Source organism: Crossiella sp. CA-258035 (assembly GCF_030064675.1).
GTDB lineage: Bacteria > Actinomycetota > Actinomycetes > Mycobacteriales > Pseudonocardiaceae > Crossiella.
Genome location: NZ_CP116413.1, coordinates 3,729,601 through 3,746,601, shown reverse-complemented (window position 1 = coordinate 3,746,601; position 17,001 = coordinate 3,729,601). Strand labels below are relative to the sequence as shown.

At 71.5% G+C, this 17,001-nt stretch carries 14 protein-coding genes; 9 read left to right on the top strand and 5 right to left on the bottom strand.

What is annotated here, in order from left to right:
• Positions 1–329 precede the first annotated feature (329 nt).
• Genes N8J89_RS17195 through N8J89_RS17165 form a run of 7 tightly spaced genes read left to right on the top strand, consistent with a single transcriptional unit; the run spans position 330 to position 6,515 of the window.
• Positions 330–1,250, top strand: coding sequence for a carbohydrate ABC transporter permease (locus tag N8J89_RS17195; RefSeq protein ID WP_283665363.1), 921 nt, complete (start codon positions 330–332; stop codon positions 1,248–1,250).
• Complete coding sequence (locus N8J89_RS17190) at positions 1,240–2,082, top strand: carbohydrate ABC transporter permease (protein ID WP_283665362.1); 843 nt, start codon at positions 1,240–1,242, stop codon at positions 2,080–2,082. Before N8J89_RS17195 ends, N8J89_RS17190 begins: the two co-directional genes overlap by 11 nt.
• A 20-nt stretch (positions 2,083–2,102) precedes the next feature.
• A complete protein-coding gene (locus tag N8J89_RS17185; protein ID WP_283665361.1) occupies positions 2,103–3,413 on the top strand; it encodes an ABC transporter substrate-binding protein in 1,311 nt (436 codons plus the stop codon).
• The gene (locus N8J89_RS17180; protein WP_283665360.1) at positions 3,410–4,492 is read left to right on the top strand and encodes a Gfo/Idh/MocA family protein; all 1,083 of its coding nucleotides are present in this window, start codon (positions 3,410–3,412) and stop codon (positions 4,490–4,492) included. The genes N8J89_RS17185 and N8J89_RS17180 overlap by 4 nt, the downstream gene beginning before the upstream one ends.
• Positions 4,483–5,379 carry a DUF6807 domain-containing protein gene (locus N8J89_RS17175; protein WP_283665359.1) on the top strand — a complete coding sequence of 299 codons (897 nt, stop codon included), beginning with the start codon at positions 4,483–4,485 and terminating at the stop codon, positions 5,377–5,379. Before N8J89_RS17180 ends, N8J89_RS17175 begins: the two co-directional genes overlap by 10 nt.
• Positions 5,379–6,110: a cupin domain-containing protein gene (locus tag N8J89_RS17170; protein ID WP_283666188.1), complete on the top strand. Its 732-nt coding sequence runs from the start codon at positions 5,379–5,381 to the stop codon at positions 6,108–6,110. The genes N8J89_RS17175 and N8J89_RS17170 overlap by 1 nt, the downstream gene beginning before the upstream one ends.
• Before the next feature lie 33 nt (positions 6,111–6,143).
• Positions 6,144–6,515, top strand: coding sequence for a VOC family protein (locus tag N8J89_RS17165; protein ID WP_283665358.1), 372 nt, complete (start codon positions 6,144–6,146; stop codon positions 6,513–6,515).
• 137 nt (positions 6,516–6,652) lie between these two features.
• On the opposite strand, the gene N8J89_RS17160 is transcribed toward N8J89_RS17165, so the two are convergent.
• Entirely contained in the window at positions 6,653–7,831 is a 1,179-nt protein-coding gene (locus tag N8J89_RS17160; RefSeq protein WP_283665357.1) for a hypothetical protein, read from the bottom strand.
• A 231-nt stretch (positions 7,832–8,062) separates the two neighbouring features.
• Between N8J89_RS17160 and N8J89_RS17155 the strand changes: the two genes are divergently transcribed.
• Entirely contained in the window at positions 8,063–9,100 is a 1,038-nt protein-coding gene (locus N8J89_RS17155) for a glycoside hydrolase family protein (protein ID WP_283665356.1), read from the top strand.
• On the opposite strand, the gene N8J89_RS17150 is transcribed toward N8J89_RS17155, so the two are convergent.
• A complete protein-coding gene (locus N8J89_RS17150) occupies positions 9,097–9,858 on the bottom strand; it encodes a DUF6807 family protein (protein ID WP_283665355.1) in 762 nt (253 codons plus the stop codon). The two genes, N8J89_RS17155 and N8J89_RS17150, sit on opposite strands and share 4 nt — an antisense overlap.
• Before the next feature lie 19 nt (positions 9,859–9,877).
• Positions 9,878–10,546, bottom strand: a complete 669-nt coding sequence (locus N8J89_RS17145) for a lytic polysaccharide monooxygenase auxiliary activity family 9 protein (RefSeq protein ID WP_283665354.1) — start codon at positions 10,544–10,546, stop codon at positions 9,878–9,880.
• 189 nt (positions 10,547–10,735) lie between these two features.
• Here N8J89_RS17145 and N8J89_RS17140 point away from each other — a divergent pair, with 189 nt between their 5' ends.
• Positions 10,736–13,096, top strand: coding sequence for a glycoside hydrolase family 84 protein (locus tag N8J89_RS17140; RefSeq protein ID WP_283665353.1), 2,361 nt, complete (start codon positions 10,736–10,738; stop codon positions 13,094–13,096).
• A gap of 1 nt (position 13,097) precedes the next feature.
• Here the strand turns inward: N8J89_RS17140 and N8J89_RS17135 are convergent, their stop codons facing one another.
• Both N8J89_RS17135 and N8J89_RS17130 read right to left on the bottom strand, forming a co-directional pair.
• Positions 13,098–15,161: a glycoside hydrolase family 2 protein gene (locus N8J89_RS17135; RefSeq protein WP_283665352.1), complete on the bottom strand. Its 2,064-nt coding sequence runs from the start codon at positions 15,159–15,161 to the stop codon at positions 13,098–13,100.
• Positions 15,162–15,169: 8 nt separating this feature from the next.
• On the bottom strand, positions 15,170–16,915 hold the full coding sequence (locus tag N8J89_RS17130; RefSeq protein WP_283665351.1) for a pectate lyase: 1,746 nt from the start codon (positions 16,913–16,915) through the stop codon (positions 15,170–15,172).
• Positions 16,916–17,001 lie beyond the last annotated feature (86 nt).

The following is a 17,001-nucleotide window of genomic DNA, read 5'->3' as shown; positions in this document are numbered from 1 at the left end:
CGAGGTAGCGCCCGGACAGGGCGAAGACAGCGCAGGGCAAGGAGATCACCAATTGACGCTGCGCGCCGGAGACGTCACCGCGCGGATACCCGCCGATTCGATTCGAATTCGACCATTCGTTGCCAGACCGGGAGACCAGCGGCCATGATCGCCGGACCCGCGACATACCTGACCATCAACGGACGGCTGAACCTGCGCGACAGCACCAAAAAACCACGCGATCCCGACTCCCCGAGGCGGACTGTCTTGACTCCTCCAGTAGCCCGGTGCAACTCTGGAAAGCGTTTTCCAGACCTGATCCACAGAGCGGTGAGGAGGGTTCCCAGGCCGTGAGTGCCCTCGACGAGCTGCGCCGGTTGCGCCACGGCGGCCCCGCCCGCAAGCGGGACAACAAGGCCGCGTTCTGGTTCCTGGCGCCCTGGTTCCTCGGCCTGGCCGTGATCACGGTCGGGCCGGTGCTGGCCTCCTTCGGCCTCGGTTTCACCAAGTACAACCTGATCCAGCCGCCGAGGTTCATCGGCCTGGACAACTTCGCGCGCATCCTCACCGACGAGCGGCTGCACAACGCGCTGCGGGTGACCCTCACCTACGTGCTGGTCTCGGTGCCGTTGCAGCTGGCCTTCGCACTGGGGGTGGCCATGCTGCTGGACCGGGGGATGCGCGGGCTCGCGTTCTACCGCTCGGCGTTCTACCTGCCCTCGCTGCTGGGCTCCAGCGTGGCGATCGCGGTGCTGTGGACGCAGATCTTCGGCGCCGACGGCCTGGTCAACCGGGTGCTCGCGCTCTTCGGCGTGCAGGGCAAGGGCTGGATCTCCGACCCGGACACCGCACTGTCCACCCTCATCGTGCTCAACGTGTGGACCTTCGGCGCACCGATGATCATCTTCCTGGCCGGGCTGCGGCAGATCCCGGCCATGTACTACGAGGCCGCCGCCATCGACGGGGTGGGCAGGTGGTCGCGGTTCCGGCACATCACCTTCCCGCTGCTGTCCCCCATCGTCTTCTTCAACCTGGTGCTGCAGATCATCCACGCCTTCCAGTCCTTCACCCAGGCGTTCGTGGTCTCCGGGGGCACCGGCGGTCCGTCGGACTCGACCATGTTCTACACGCTCTACCTGTACCAGCAGGGTTTCAGCCGGTTCGACATGGGCTACGCCTCGGCGCTGGCCTGGTTCCTGCTGCTGATCATCGCCGCGTTCACCTTCGTCAACTTCTGGGCCGCGAAGTACTGGGTGTTCTATGACGACTGACCTCAGGCGACGGATCTCCGCGCCGGCCAAGCACATCGGCCTGCTGCTGCTCGGGTTCGTGATGCTGTACCCGGTGCTGTGGATGGTGGTCAGCTCACTGCGGCCGGACGACGAGATCTTCCGCAGCCCCGGCCTGGTGCTGGACACCCTGCGCACCGACAACTACGTGGCCGGCTGGGGCGCGCTGGCCTCCCCGTTCGGGCACTACCTGATCAACTCCGCGATCGTGGTGCTGGGCTGCGTGATCGGCAACCTGGTGTCCTGCTCGATGGCCGCCTACGCCTTCGCCCGCTTGGAGTTCAGCGGCAAGCGGTGGTGGTTCGGCCTCATGCTCGGCACGATCATGCTGCCCATCCACGTGATCATCGTGCCGCAGTACATCCTGTTCTCGCAGCTGGGCTGGGTGAACACGTTCCTGCCGCTGGTGGTGCCCAAGCTCCTTGCCACGGACGCCTTCTTCGTCTTCCTGATGGTGCAGTTCATCAGGGGGCTGCCGCGGGAGCTGGACGAGGCGGCGCGCATCGACGGCTGCGGCCACCCCCGCATCTTCCTGCGGATCATGCTGCCGCTGATGACCCCCGCGCTGGCCACCACCACGATCTTCACCTTCATCTGGACCTGGAACGACTTCTTCAGCCAGCTGATCTACCTGACGGACCCGGAGATGTACACCGTGCCGGTCGCCCTGCGCACGTTCATCGACGCCACCGTCTCGACCTCATGGGGCTCGCTGTTCGCGATGAACGTGGTGTCCCTGCTGCCGATCTTCCTGGCCTTCCTGCTCGGACAGCGCTACCTCGTCCGCGGCATCGCCACGACCGGCGGCAAGTAGCCGGAAAGGACCTATCCGCCATGCCCATCAGGACCAAGAGCCGCGCCACCAGGGCGGTGCTGCTGTTGCTGACCGCAACCCTGCTGGTGGCCTGCTCCGGCGGCGCCGGCGCGGGCCAGGAGCTGTCCAAGGATCCGGTGACCCTGCGCTTCACCTGGTGGGGCGCGGACGACCGGCACAAGCGCACCCAGCAGGTGATCGAGCAGTTCCAGCGCAAGCACCCGAACATCACCGTGCGCGGGGAGTTCAAGGAGTGGAACGGCTACTGGGACAGCCTGGCCACCACCATGGCCGCCAACGACTCGCCCGACATCATCCAGATGGACGAGCTGTACCTGTCCTCCTACGCCGAGCGCGGCGCGCTGCTGGACCTCAACGAGGCCGGGAAGCACCTGAGCACCGAGGGTTTCGACGCCAAGGCGCTGGCCACCGGCGCGATCCAGGGCAAGCAGTACGGACTCCCCATCGGGCTCAGCGCGTACAGCTTCGTGGTCAACACCGACATGCTGGCCCAGCACGGCGTGCCGCTGCCCGATGACACCAAGTGGACCTGGGCGGACCTGCGCGCGGCCGGCGAGCAGGTGTCCAAGGCCACCGGCGGCAAGGCATGGGGCGTGCAGTCCTGGGGCTTCAACGACGGCGGCGGCCTGACCATCTGGGCCCGCCAGGCCGGCGCGGCGCTCTTCGACGACAAGGGCAACGTGGTCATCCCGCCGAAGGTGCTCACCGGGTACTGGGCCTACCTGCTCGACATGGCCCGCACCGGGATCGCGCCGCCGCCGCCGGTCACCGTGGAGAAGGCCTCCGCCGGGCTGCCCCAGTCCGCGACCGCGACCCGCACCGCGGCCTTCGGCGCCTGGTGGAACACCCAGCTGACCGCGCTGAGCGCGGCCAGCGGCGCCAAGCTCAAGCTGCTCCGGCTGCCCGGCGAGGCAGGACTGAAGGCCCCGGCCGCCTACTACAAGCCGTCCATGTTCTGGTCGGTCTCCGCCCGCTCGAAGCACCCGGCCGAGGCGGCCGCGTTCGTCAACTTCCTGGCAAACGACGAGGAGGCGGCGAAGGTGCTGCTCACCGAACGCGGGGTGCCCGCCAACCAGCGGATCCGCGCGGTGATCACGGACAAGCTGACCGAGACCGACCGGGCCGCCGCGGAGTACCTGGACAAGCTGCCGGTCAGCGACCCGCCGCGGATCACCCCCAACGGGGCCAGCACGCTGGACGCGATCCTCAAGCGGCACACCGAGAACGTGCTCTTCGGCCGGGCCACCCCCGAGCAGACCGCGACCGCGTTCATCACCGAGCTCCAGTCCGAAGTGGACGCGGCCAGATGAGCCGCCCGCACCGCACCGCGATCGCGGGCACCGGCGGGATCGCGGCCGCGCACGCCGCCGCCCTGCGCGCCGCCGGGGACCGGGCCACCCTGGTCGCGGTGGCCGACGTGGACGCCGCCCGCGCCCGCGAGTTCGCCACCCAGTGGGGCGCGCCGCGCAGCTACGACAGCCTGGGCAGGCTGCTGGCCGAGGAGGCGGTGGACGTGCTGCACCTGTGCACCCCGCCCCAGCACCACACCCCGCTGGCGCTGGAGGCCCTGGCCGCCGGGGTCACCGTGCTGGTGGAGAAACCGCCCGCGCTCTCCCTCGCCGAGATGGACGCGCTGATCGCGGGCGAGGCCGCGTCGAGCGCGCACGTGGCCACGGTGTTCCAGCACCGGTTCGGCCCGGCCGCGGTGCGGCTGCGGCGGATGACCGCGGCCGGTGAGCTGGGCAAGCCGCTGGTGGCCACCTGCGACACGCTGTGGTACCGCGACGACGCCTACTTCGCGGTGCCCTGGCGGGGTTCCTGGGACACCGAGGGCGGCGGGCCCACCATGGGCCACGGCATCCACCAGTTCGACCTGCTGCTCTCCGTGCTGGGCCCGTGGCAGGAGGTCCGCGCGCTGGCCGCCCGGCAGGCCCGCGACGTGCAGACCGAGGACGTCTCGCTGGCGCTGGTCAGCTTCGCGAGTGGCGCGGTGGCCACCGTGGTCAACTCGGTGGTCTCGCCGAGGCAGACCTCGGCGCTGCGCTTCGACTACGAGCGCGCCACGGTGGAGGTCAAGCACCTCTACGGCTACACCGACGCGGACTGGACGGTGACCCCGGCCCCCGGCCACGAGGAGGTCCTGCCGCGCTGGCAGCGGGAGCGCTCCGCGGTGGCCAGCGGTCACGGCTGCCAGATCGAGGCCTTCCACGACGCGCTGGACCGGGGTGAGCCGCCGCCGGTCACGCTGGCCGAGTCCAGGCACACCATGGAGTTCGTCGCGGCGCTGTACGCCTCGGCCTTCACCGGGGCGCCCGTGCGCCGCGGCGAGATCGGTCCGGACAACCCGTTCTACACCACCATGGAAGGGGTCGGCGCGCCATGGCGATGACACTGGCGATCACCCGGCTGGCCGAGGACCGGCTCGCGGTCAGCGCGGGCGAGGTCGAGCTCTTCGAGTACGTCTTCCGCCCGTCCATGCCGCCGTTCGAGGGCCCGAAGCCGTACCTGCACCCGGTGCGCACCCTGGCCGGTGACGTGGTGACCGCCTACCGGCCGCACGACCACCGCTGGCACAAGGGCATCGCGATGACCGCGACGGATGTCTCCGGGCAGAACTTCTGGGGCGGCGTCACCTACGTGCACGGCCAGGACTACGTGGCCCTGCCCAACGTCGGCGCCATGCGGCACGAGCAGCTCATCGTCACCGAGCGCGGCCCGGAGCGGATCGGGTTCACCGAGCGGCTGTCCTGGCACACCGAGGCAGGCGAGCACTGGGTGGACGAGGTGCGCGAGCTGGCGGTGCTCGACGCCGCGGACGCGTCCTGGACGCTGGAGGTGGCCACCACGCTGACCAACATCCGGGGCGAGCGGCTGGTGCTGGGCAGTCCGACCACCCAGGGCCGGGCGATGGCCGGGTACACCGGGCTGTTCTGGCGCGGCCCCAGGGCCTTCACCGACGGGGAGGTCATCGCCGCGGACGGCGGCGGCGGTCCGGAGATGATGGGGCGCTCCGCGCGCTGGCTGGCCTACGTCGGCCGCCACGACGAGGTGGACCGCTGCTCGACGCTGCTGTTCCTGGACCACCCGGACAACAAGGCCACCCACTGGTTCGTGCGCAACACCCCGTTCCCCGCGGTCAACCCCTCCTTCGCCTTCTTCGACCCGGTGGAGCTGGCCCCTGGGGCCACGCTGAGCTTGCGCTACCGGGTGGTCGTGGCCGACGGCGCCTGGGACCGGGACCGGCTGGAGTCCTATGTGGAGGGACACCCGTGGTGATGCCGTTCCCCGGCGCGACCGGCATCTCCGGGTTGCGCGTCTACGACTGGCCGACCGCGGACGGCGTGTGCGGCGGCTCCCCGCACGTGCACCTGACCTGTTCGGAGTGCTACGTCGTGGTCGGCGGCGAGGGCCGGGTGCAGACCCTGACCCGGCGCGGGTTCGCCGAGCTGCCCCTGCGCGCCGGGACGGTCACCTGGTTCACCCCCGGCACGATCCACCGCCTGGTCAACGACGCGGACCTGCGGATCGTGGTAGTCATGCAGAACGCCGGCCTGCCCGAGGCCGGCGACGCGGTGTTCACCTTCCCCGCCCCCACCCTCGCCAACCCCGATGCCTACGCCAGGGCCGCCGCGCTGGCCGACCCCGCCCACGCCTACGCCAGCGACGAGGCCGCGGCCCGGCGGCGGCGGGACCTGGCGATCGAAGGTTTCCTGGTGCTGCGCCAGCGGATCGAGTCCGGCGACCACGCGGCCCTGGACAAGTTCTACCGGGCCGCCCTCCGGCTGAAGCAGGACCGGCTGGCCGACTGGGAGCAGCGCTGGCGGGACGGCGCGCTGGCCGCGGCCGAACGCACCGGCGAGCAGCTGGCCAGGCTGCGGGCCGGGGACATCGGCCACCTCGCGGAGGCCGACATCCGCACGCTGCCACCGGTCGACAGCCAGCGGTTCGGCATGTGCGGCAGGCTCGACGTGCACCTCCCGGCCGACGGGGTCTCCCCGCACGACTAGCGGTTGCCCAGCGCGTCAGGGAAGCTGACGGGCATGGTTTCGGTGGTGCAGAACGTGGCGATCGACTGTGCGGATGCCTATGAGCTGGCCCGGTTCTGGAGCAAGGTGACCGGCCGTCCACTGCATCCGGAGGACAAGCCGGGCGAGCCGGAGACCCAGGTCATGCTGGCCGAGGGCCCGGTGCTGTACTTCAACCAGGTGCCAGAGCCCAAGCAGACCAAGAACCGCATCCACCTGTGCCTGCGCCCGGAGACCACGCGGGATGCGGAGGTGGCCCGGCTGCTGGCGATCGGCGCCACCTTCGTCGCCGACCACCGGCAGTCCGACGGCACCGGCTGGGCCGTACTCGCCGACCCCGAGGGCAACGAGTTCTGCGTCCTCCGCAGCAAGTCCGAACGCGCCTAACCGCCCGCCCGGCCCCAACCTCGCAGGCGTGTTGGCCGTTGTCGTACACGGTGTTGGCCGAACTGGTACACATTCCGGCCAAGACACCGTCAACAACGGCCAACACACCGTACGACAACGGCCAACACGGCGGTGGGTTAGGTGCAGACGTTCATGGTGCTGTTGTTGAGGGTGATGTTGCGGAAGGTGGTGTTGGCGCCGCAGGGGCTTTCGCGGACGGCGGAGTTGGTCACGCGCAGGTTTTGTACGGTGATGTCGGAGTTGTTCGCGAACTGGGTGCGGGCGGCCAGCCGGATCTCGCCGCCGCCGGAGACGGTGCCGCCGACCGCGGCCAGGTTCACGTTGTGGCAGTTCTCCACCAGGATCGCGTTGTTGCCGGTGTTGGCCAGGTCGAGGCGGTCGATGACCAGGCCGCCGCTTTCCGAGACGCAGAAGACGCCCCGGCCGCCGCTGCGGGCGCGCACCGTGCCGACCCGGATGTTGGTGGGATAGCCGTTGCCGATCCGGCCGTTGCGGTTGGCCACCCGGAAGGCCGCGTAACCGGTGCCCGTTCCCGCGTTCTCCGCGTCCACAGTGGACACCGTGGCGTTGATGGTGTCGTTGAGCAGCAACCCGGATTCGCCGACGTCGCGCGCGGTCACGGTGCCGATGGTGAGGCCGTCCACGCCGTAGGTCTCCACCGCGTGGCTGCCCGCGCCGGAGACGAACACGTTGTCCAGCCGGATGTTGCGGCTGCGCACGCTGGTGTCGCCCCGGTTGTCGATGCGCACGCCGAGCCCACTGGACAGGCGCATGTCGATCTGGCCGAGCACCACGTTCTGCACGTTGCGCAGGAAGATCCCGTACAGCGGGCGGCCGGTCACCTTCAGGTAGCGCACCTCGATGTCGCGGGTGCCGCGGGAGTAGATCGGGGCCTGGTCACCGGAGCCGGAGCCGGTGACGTTGATGGTGCCGCAGACGTCGAGGCCGGTGAAGCTGGGCAGGCTGATCCGCGCGCCCGCGCTCACCGTGCCCGAACCCCTCACCAGCACCCACTGCTTGGCGGTGCGGCCCGCGCTGAGGCTGTTGATCGCGGCCTGCGCGGCGGCCCGCATGTCGCCGCCGGTGTACAGGGTCCGGCCGCCGTTGCGGGCGGTCCAGGTGCTGCCGTTGAGGACGGCTTCCGCGTTGAACGTGCGGTCGCCGCAGGCGAGCACGCTCGGGCTGGGTTCGGCCGCCGCGCGCGGTGGTTCGGCTGTCGAGCCCGCGGTCAGCGTCGCGATCGCGGCGGTGGCCAGAATCGTTCGGACGCGCCAATTTTTGGTCTGGTAGCTCATCTGGCCTCGGATTCGAATCGAATTCGTCGTCGAATGCGTTCGGGGACCGGCCGGAACCGGGATCTCCTTGCAAGCTAAGGGAAAACGGCGATCCGGCACAAGGTTCGACCGAACCGTTCGCGACCGCGCGGGCCAGGGTGTTGACCGGGCAGCAGACCAATGTTAACGTTAACAAGTGGTGCACAGCCAGCACCCTGCCGGAGGTCAGTCGTGTCCTGGACCAGCCGCCCCGTGTTGAACCTCCGGGGCACCAGCGCTCCCCTGACCGGCCTGGACACCCGTTCCTGGCAAGGGTTGCGCTACTTCAACGGCGCGGGCAGCAGTCTGCTGGCCCTGAGCGAGCCTGGCGCGACCACCGTGCCCGCGATCGCGCAGGCGGACGCGCCGCTGTTCCGCGACCCGATCCACGGTGGCGCAACCGATCCGGTGGTCGTCTACCACCGCGCGGCCGGCGAGTGGTGCGTGCTCTACTCCGCGGCCACCTCGCCGCGCGGGGCCACCATCGGCATCGCCACCAGCTCGACCGGCGGCCGCAGCTGGGAGTACCGCGGCGCGCCCAAGGGCCTGGACACCGTCCACTCCGGACGCAACAGCTTCTGGGCGCCGGAGGTGATCTGGCACGGCGGGACCTACCACCTCTACGTCAGCCACGTGGCCGGCACCCGGGCCGCCCGCGCCACCCGCGGCCACATCCTGCACTACACCTCGCAGGACCTGCTGAACTGGCGTTTCGACCGCGAGCTGGAGCTCTCCGGTGAAGGCTGCGCGGACGCGGCGGTCTGGCCACTGCCCGACGGCCAGACCTGGCGCATGTGGTACACGGTGCCCGACGGCAGCGTGCACGCGGCCGACTCCACCGACCTGAGCACCTGGCTTCCGGTCAGCCGGTCGGTGTGCCCGCCGGGCCAGGGCGCGCCCAGCGTGTTCCGCTTCGTCGGGTACTACTGGATGATCACCAGCGGCGACCGCGGCCTGCCGGTGTACCGCTCCAACGACCTGCGGACCTGGTTCCCGCAGTCCGAACCGCTGCTGGCCCAACCGGGAATCCGCCTGGGAGACAACGCTCCCGGTCACCACGGCTCGGTGCTCACCCAGGGCGAGCGGGCGCACATCCTCTACTCCTGCCGGTTCGGCCAGGCCTCCTGCCTGCAACTGGCCTCGCTGGCGGTGGTGGACGGCAAGCTCACCGCCGACCGCGACGCACCGTCCGAAGTGGACTGGCGGCCACAGTCCACAGTGGAGCTGCGCGGCGGCCAGCGCGCCACCTAGGCCGTCCAGCGGGGAACCACCCGCCGGGTCAGGTAGCGCTCGATGCGCGCCGGATCCCAGTGCCCGTCCGCGATGACCAGGTGGTGGGTCAGGTCGAGCCGGGCCTCCGGCTCGATCAGCAGCGGCCCCCGGCGATTGCGGGGGTGCTCGACGAAGATCACACTGGAGCGCCGCCCGCTTTCCTCGTGCGCACCGGTGAAAGCCCGCCACGGCGCGCGGATGCCGCTGGCGCTTTCCGCAGTGCAGGCGGCAGCGAAGGAGCGGGGGCCGGGGCAGCGCGGTCCGCCCCACCGGAGTCGGCGTCCGCTCGTGTTGTGCAGCCGGGTTTTCCAGGTGAGCAGCCAGGAACCGTCGGCGGGGTCCACCTGGTCCACCTCGATGGCGCGGTCCTCGGCCAGCCAGCACTGCCCCGACCGGGTCCGCCAGTCCAGCCAGTGCCGCAGCTCGGCCCTGCCGTCGTGGCAGCGGACCCGCGCCCAGCGCACGTGCCGCATCGTGCCGCTGACGGGCGGGGTGCGGCCGCCCCAGGCGTTCTCGCCGGAGACCTCGGCCGCGGTGAAGCGCAGGCCGCCGGGTCCGGTGACCAGCTCGCCCGCGGTGGTGCGCAACGGGTGCAGGTACGGCTCGGCCGGGCCGAGCACGTACTCCGCCAGCGCGGTCCGCCCGGCGTGCACCCGAACCCAGCCGTCATCGGCCACCAGCCATGGTTCCCCGGCCGAGGGGCAGGCGCGCACGAGTCGGTCAGCGACTTCCCGCATCGTGCGCGCCACCCCCGGCTCAGCCGGTGAAGTTGACGTCGCTGCAGAAGTAGTAGGACTGGTCCAGGTGGCTGGCCTGCCAGATGGTGTAGACGATGTGCCGTCCGGTCCGGCTGCCCGCGTCAACGTTGACCTGGTAGGTGCCGTTGGGTGCGATGCGGCCGGTCTGGGCGACCTGTTCCAGGTTGTCCCAGCCCAGTGCCTGGGTCGCGGGGTTGAAGCCCTGCTTGGTGATGTACACCTGCAGGTAGTCCGCGCCGTGGCGGGCCTGGTCGGTGATGGTCAGGGTGAACCGCCGTGGCTTGTTCACCGTCTGCCACGCGCCGACGGTGTCCATCGAGTTGTACCGGCCGCCCTCGGCGTGCCCGCCGCTGCACAGCTGCCCGTTCGGGATGTTGCCGCGGTGGTTGCCCTTGAGGTTCTCCCGGTACAGGCCGTTCCAGTTCCACATCGCGTTGGGGTTGGCCCGCCAGGCCTGCCAGCACATGGGATCGCGGGTGGCCATGGCCGGGTTCTGGAAGTCGCTGCCCCAGCGCTGCCAGCAGCCGTAGTTGCGCGAGGGCGGGTCGGTGGCCGAGCCGTGCGCCTGGGCGACGCCGGTCAGAGCCCCGGCTAGCAGCGCGCCGACCGCGCTCAGCACCACGAGCGCTCTGGCGAGCAGGGGTCGGGCGGATCTGTTCTGCGCCATGCTGTCCTCCTCCTTGAGGATCGAGCATCAGGTTTTCTGGGAGCGCTCCCAGTTCGGAGGGTAGCCAGTCCGGCACGTCTTGGGAACCCATAGACCGGACCACCGCGCCCAAACGTTGGTAGCACCGGAAAAGCCCCGGCCACGGGCCATACTGGAGCACATCGCCGCCCGCACTTCTCTGGAGATCGCATGCAGCTGCTCGGCCGAACGGTGTCCGTCCTGCTCGCCGCCGCGCTGCCACTGGGCATGCTCGCCGCCCCGGCCCAGGCCGCGGTGGAGGCCGCCCCGCTCCCCCAGGTTTCGCCCGCGCCGCAACACATCCAGCGCAGCGGGCCGGACGTCCCGGTGGGCAGCCGGGTACGGCTGGTGGTGGACGAGCGCACCGACCCGGCCGCCCGCGCCCTGCTGGAGCGGACCCTGCGCGAGCACGGCGTCCGGCACATCGACACCGCGGGGCGTGCGCCGCTGACCTTCCACCTGGGACCGGCCGACCGGCCCGATGTCGCCGCCGCCCTCGGCTCGACCCCGGTCCCCCGCCATGCGGAGGGCAGCGCGCTCACCATCACCGCGCGGCGCGGTTCGGTCGCGCTCGGCGGGGTGGATGCGGCGGGCCAGTACTACGCCGTGCAGACCCTGCGGCAGCTGTTCACCGGCGACCGGCACCGCCCGCGCATCGCGGGGGCCGCGGTCAGCGACTTCCCCGCGATGGCCCTGCGCGGCACCATCGAGGGCTTCTACGGTTCGCCGTGGACGCACCGGGAACGCCTCGACCAGCTCGCCTTCTACGGCCAGGTCAAGGCCAACACCTACATCTACGCGCCCAAGGACGACCCGTACCACCGCGACCGCTGGCGCGAGCCCTACCCCGCCGACCGGCTGGCCCAGCTGGGCGAGCTGGTCAAGGCGGCCGCGGCCCAGCACGTCCGGTTCACCTACGCGCTCTCCCCCGGCACCTCGATCTGCTACTCCAGCGCCGAGGACCGCGCCGCGCTCACCACGAAGCTGCAAGCCATGTACGACCTCGGCGTGCGCGCCTTCTCCGTCCCGCTGGACGACATCAGCTACACCCGGTGGAACTGCGCGGCCGACCGGACGGCCTACGGCGAACCGGGCCGCCACGCCGCGGGAGTGACCCAGGTCGGGCTGCTCAACGACCTCCAGCGCGGTTTCCTGGCCGCCCACCCCGGCACGCACCCGTTGCAGATGGTGCCGACCGAGTACGGCGACCTCACCGACACCGAGTACAAGCAGGTGCTCCGCTCGACCCTGGACCCCGCGGTGCTGGTGATGTGGACCGGCACCGACGTGGTGCCGCCCAGCATCACCGTGGACCAGGCCCGCCGCGCCTCGGAACTGTTCGGCCGCAAGGTCTTCGCCTGGGACAACTACCCGGTCAACGACTTCGGCCAGGCCGCGGGGCGGCTGCTGCTCGCGCCCTACGACCACCGCGAGCCCGGCCTGTCCGGCCACCTGGCCGGCATCGTGGCCAACCCGATGAACCAGGCCGCCGCGAGCAAGGTCGCGGTGTTCACCATGGCCGACTTCTCCTGGCACGACCGCGGCTACGACCGCGACCGCAGCTGGCGGGCGGCCGCGGCGCATCTCGCGGGCGGCGACCGGGCGGGGGTCAGGGCGCTGCTGGACTTCTTCGACCTCAACCACCTCGCCCCGACCTTCGGCCCACGCCCGTGGCAGCCCCAGGCCCCCGCACTCCAGGCCAGGGTGGACGCGTTCTGGGCGGGCGCGCCCGGCGCGGCGAGCGCGCTGCGCCAGCACGTCCGGCGGATCACCGCGGCCCCCTCGGTGATCAGGGCCACCGTCGCGGACCGGGCGTTCCTGGACGACGCGGCGAACTGGCTGGCCGCCACCGAGCTGTGGGCCGGGGCCATGGGCGCGGGCCTCGACACGCTGGACGCGATCGGCGCGGGCGACCGGCGGGCCGCCGCCGCGGCGCGGGAGCGGATGGATGCCCTGTCCGCCAAGGCGAACCGGATCCGCTCGGTGCCCGGGGAGAACCGGGTCGAGGGCGTGGTGCGGATCGGCGACGGCGTGCTGGACGTCTTCCTGGACCGGGTGCGCGCCCGGCACGACGAGTTCCTCGGCCTGCCACCGCTGCGCAACCTCTCGGCAGGCAAGCCGGCCAGCCAGATCTCGGATTACTCGGCCGACTACGCCGCCGCGAAGTCCGTGGACGGCGACCTGGTCAGCTTCTCCACCACCTCCGGCGCCGAGCCGCGACCGTGGTGGCAGGTCGACCTGGGCGTGGTGGCCGACATCGAGTCGGTCCGGGTGCACAACCGGGTGGACTGCTGCACCGAACGCCTGGCCGACTACCACGTGCTGGTCTCCGCGCAGCCCTTCCCGGACACCCTCGCCGAGGCACTGCGCGCGCCGGGGGTGACCAGCCGCCACGAGCTGGCGCAGGCGGGCAGGCCGACCGAGGTCAGCCTGCCCGCGCGCGGGCGCTACGTGCGCGTGTGGCTGGCCACCGACCGGCCGCAGGAGCTGAACATGGCCGAGGCGGAGGTCTTCGGGCGCGCGCGGAGCTGAGTCACCGCAGCGTCCAGACCGCGGTGTCGGTGTGTGGGCGGCCGTTCTTGAGCCCGGAGACCTGCACGGTGTTCGGGCCCGGCCGCAACAGCACCTCCGGCCACTCGGCGACCCGGCTCGCACCGCTGACCGGTTCGCCGACCTGCTTGCCGTTGACCCGCAGGGTGAGCGTCTCGGCGTTGGTGTAGGCCCGGACCGTGGTGCGCGCCGCGGTCCGGCTGGTCCACCGCTTGCTGTTGAGGTGCACCACCGGGGTGTCCGTCCAGTTCGCCTGGTACCAGTAGAAGGCGTCCTTGCGGATGCCCCGGTCGTAGGTCACCAGGCCCTTGTCGTTGCGGCCGGGGGTGTCGCCCTCGTCGCGGCTGTCGGAGGCGAAGTCGAACATGGCCCACACGAACGAGCCCCACAGCCAGCGCCGCTGTCTGAGCTGGTTCCAGTAGGCCTCGTGGTAGGCGGACTGGTACTGCTCGGGGTGCCAGCGCGAGGCGGGTGCCGGGTTCGGTGGGTTCTCCTGGTGCTGGAAGGCGCTGGCTCCCGCGCCGTACTCGCTGAGCGCGAGCGGCCGGGCCGGGTCGGCGGCGCGCAGCTGGTCTGCCCACGGCCCCAGCTCGGCGAAGGTCCCGGTGTACCAGCCGAAGTACTTGTTGTAGCCGATCCCGTTGGTGTGCTTGGTGATCCCGGCCCGGTCGGAGACGCAACAGCTCGCGTACGCCGAGGGCCGCGAGGGGTCCTCCGCGCGCACCACCTGGGCCAGCCGGTCCAGCAGGGCGTTGTTCGCCGGGGAGTCGTGCCACAGCTCGTTGCCCAGGCCCCACCACACCACCGAGGGGTGGTTGAAGTTCTGCCGGATCATCTCCCGCAGCTGGGTCTCGATGTTGGCCCGGAAGGCCGGGCTGTCGGTGGTGAGGTTGATCAGCGGAATTTCCGTCCACACCAGGAAACCGTGCCGGTCGGCCAGCTCGTAGACGGTCTCGCCGTGCTGGTAGTGCGCGGTGCGGATGGCGTTGACGCCCATCTCGCGCATGATCCGGAAGTCCTCGGCGTGCTGCGCCGGGGTGACCGCCCAGCCCACATCGGGCCGGTCCTGGTGCAGGTTCACCCCCTGCACCGGCAGTCGCTCGCCGTTGAGGGCGAAGCCGTCGGTGGCGGAGACCTCGGCGGTGCGCAGGCCCAGCGGCTGGCTGACCCGATCCAGCACCCGGCCGCCAATGTCCACCACCTCCACGGTGGCCTGGTAGCGGAACGGGTCCGCGCGGCCCTGCCACAGCCTCGGGCGGGCGATGGTGAGCGGCAGCGCCAGTTCCACCGCCTGACCGCCGCCGACCGCGCGCACGCTGGACTGCTCGCGTGCCACCACTTCGCCGAACGCGCCGGTGACCGTGGCGCGCAGCCGCACCCTGGTGGTGGACCGGCTGTCGTTGACCAGCTTGGTGCTCGCCGCCACGGTCGCCGACTCCGGCGTCACCCGCTGCTGCCGGAGGTAGAGGCCGGGGCCGCCGTGGTCGAGCAGGTCCAGGTGCACCGCGTCGGTCAGCACCAGACTGACCTCCCGGTAGAGCCCGCCGTGCATGGTGAAGTCGCCGCTCAGCGGTGCCACGTCCGGGTCCGGGGCATTGCTCACCCGGACCGCGAGCACGTTGGACCGGCCGGGGCGCAACGCCTCGGTGGCGTCGAAGCGGAACCGCGCGTAGCCGCCCTTGTGCTCGCCGAGCAGGCGGCCGTTGACCCATACCGTGGTGGTGGTGTTGGCCCCGTCGAACTGCAACCACACCCGGCCGCCGGCAGGCGCGGGCAGGCTGCGCCGGTACCAGCCGGGGCCGCGGTAGTAGTCGTTGCCGCCGTCCTGGCCGTCCCGCCCGTTCCAGCTGTGCGGCACGGTGACCCGGTCCCAGCCGGAGTCGTCGAAGCCGGGCTCGGCCGCGCCCGGCGCCTCGCCGCGGTGGAAGCTCCACCCGCTGTGCAGGCCGATCACCGACCGACCGTGGGCGGTGCCCGGCCCGGCCTGGGCGGGGACCGGCGCGGTCAGGGCGAGCGCGGTGACCACCAGCAGCAGGAGCAGCCGCACCGCTTTCCTCATCGATCCGCCCAGGCGATCAGCTTGGCCATGTTGGCCACGTAGGCGCCGGTGCTGATCACCAGTGGCCGTTCGGCTGGCGGGAAGGGCGAGGTGTCGTAGCGGTCGCCGACGTGGGTGCTCATGAAGTCCTTGCCGTGGAACGGTTCCGCGGGCGGTCGCCCCCGGAACGGGTTGGTGACCGCCTCGGCCGGGGTGAGCCAGTGGTCCTTGTTGCCGAGGTCGCGCACCAGGGTCTCGGCGTCGGCGTCGGGCACCGTGGGCAGAGTGGGCTTGGCGTCCCGGAACAGGTCGGTCAGCTCCAGCTCGCGCACGGAGAAGTGCCGGGGCACCGGGATCGGCGGGCCGGGGGTCAGCGGGGAGCGGGCGCGCAGCTCGGCGATCTCCTTGTCGCTCAACGAGGCCAGCTCCGCGTAGGTGCGCCGCAGGCCGTCCAGGTCGATGGCCCGGCCCGCGGAGTAGTGGCCGAGGGTGTTCCGGTGGTCGTGGTCGGTGTAGTAGGCGCCGTTGCGGATGTTGCTGCCGAAGCGGTGCACGAACAGCGCCCGGTTGGTGCCCAGCTCCACGAACGTCGGGTGCGTGCGCTTGGCCAGCAGCGGGTTCTCCGCCAGCTGTTGCTCGGTGAGCGGGCAGCTGCTCAGCCAGTCGATCGCCTCGGGCACCCTGGTCAGGTAGGAGCGGTCGCCGGTGAGCCGGAAGTAGTGGAACAGCTGGCGGATGTTGGTCTGCGTGGTGTGCGTGGCCAGCGCCCTCGGCTCGTAGGACCGCGCGCCTGCCGGTGCCCCGGCCGGACGGCCGCCGACGGGCCTGGACAGGTGTTGCAGGGCCCAGCCTGCCTGCGGTCCGGGCTGCTGCATCCGTTGCAGGCAGCGCATCGCGCGGTGCACCGGTGCCAGGAGGTCCGGCCGGTGCAGCGTGCTGGCGCACAGCAGCAGGAACTTGATGTTCTCGCCGAGCACGTCGTCGTTGAAGGTGACGTGCTGGGTGTACTCGCCGTCCTCCATGCCGTGCCGCACGTCAGCGGGCAGCCATGGCGGCCGTTCGGCAGGCCAGTGCGTGCGGGAGACCGAGCCCGCGAAGGCGGGGAACCGCTGTGGCCAGCCGCCGTCGGCCACGCCGCCGCGGAACTGCGCGGCGAGCACGAACCGGATCGCCCGCGCCAGCGCCGCCTTGAACCGGGGGTCGCGGCGTTCCAGGTACAGCCGCAGGATCAGCTGCGCGGCGGCCGAGGTGCCCGCGTCGTCGAAGGTGGCGTTGCCGTAGTGGTGCTGGAACTCCTCCAGCCGCCAGCCGTTCCCGCCGACGGTCTCGTACCAGCGGCGCAGCGCGCCGGTCCCGGCGAAGTCGTGCACGTAGTTCCAGCCGCCGATCGGCAGCTGCGCGGCCACCAGCGCCAGCCCGGTGCGCTCGGCGGCGCGGTAGAACTCCTCCGCGCCGGTGGCGTGGTAGGCGTCGAGCAGGCTGTGCCCGACCGAGGGCGTGCCGGGCGGTTGCACCCAGCACATGCTCCGCCGCGCCTCCAGTTCACCCCAGGAGGCGGACAGGTCGGGCAGGTAGCTCCACAGGTAACCGCCGCGGTAGGAGACGTGGCGGTCCAGGAAGACCGCGGCCCGGCCCATCGCGCGCAGCACCGCGCCCCGGTCCGGGGCGGCGGCCGCGTGTGCCGCGCCGCCGCCGAGCAGGGTGAGGGCGGCCGGGGCGAGGGCGAGCCTGGCGAAGGCGCGGCGGCTCAGGGGTGTGCTCATGGCTCCTCCGGTGAGTTCTCGGCGATGGGCGCGGTGGCGCTCCGGGGACGGCGGGCGACGGCCGCGCCGGCCCCGGAGCGCACGGG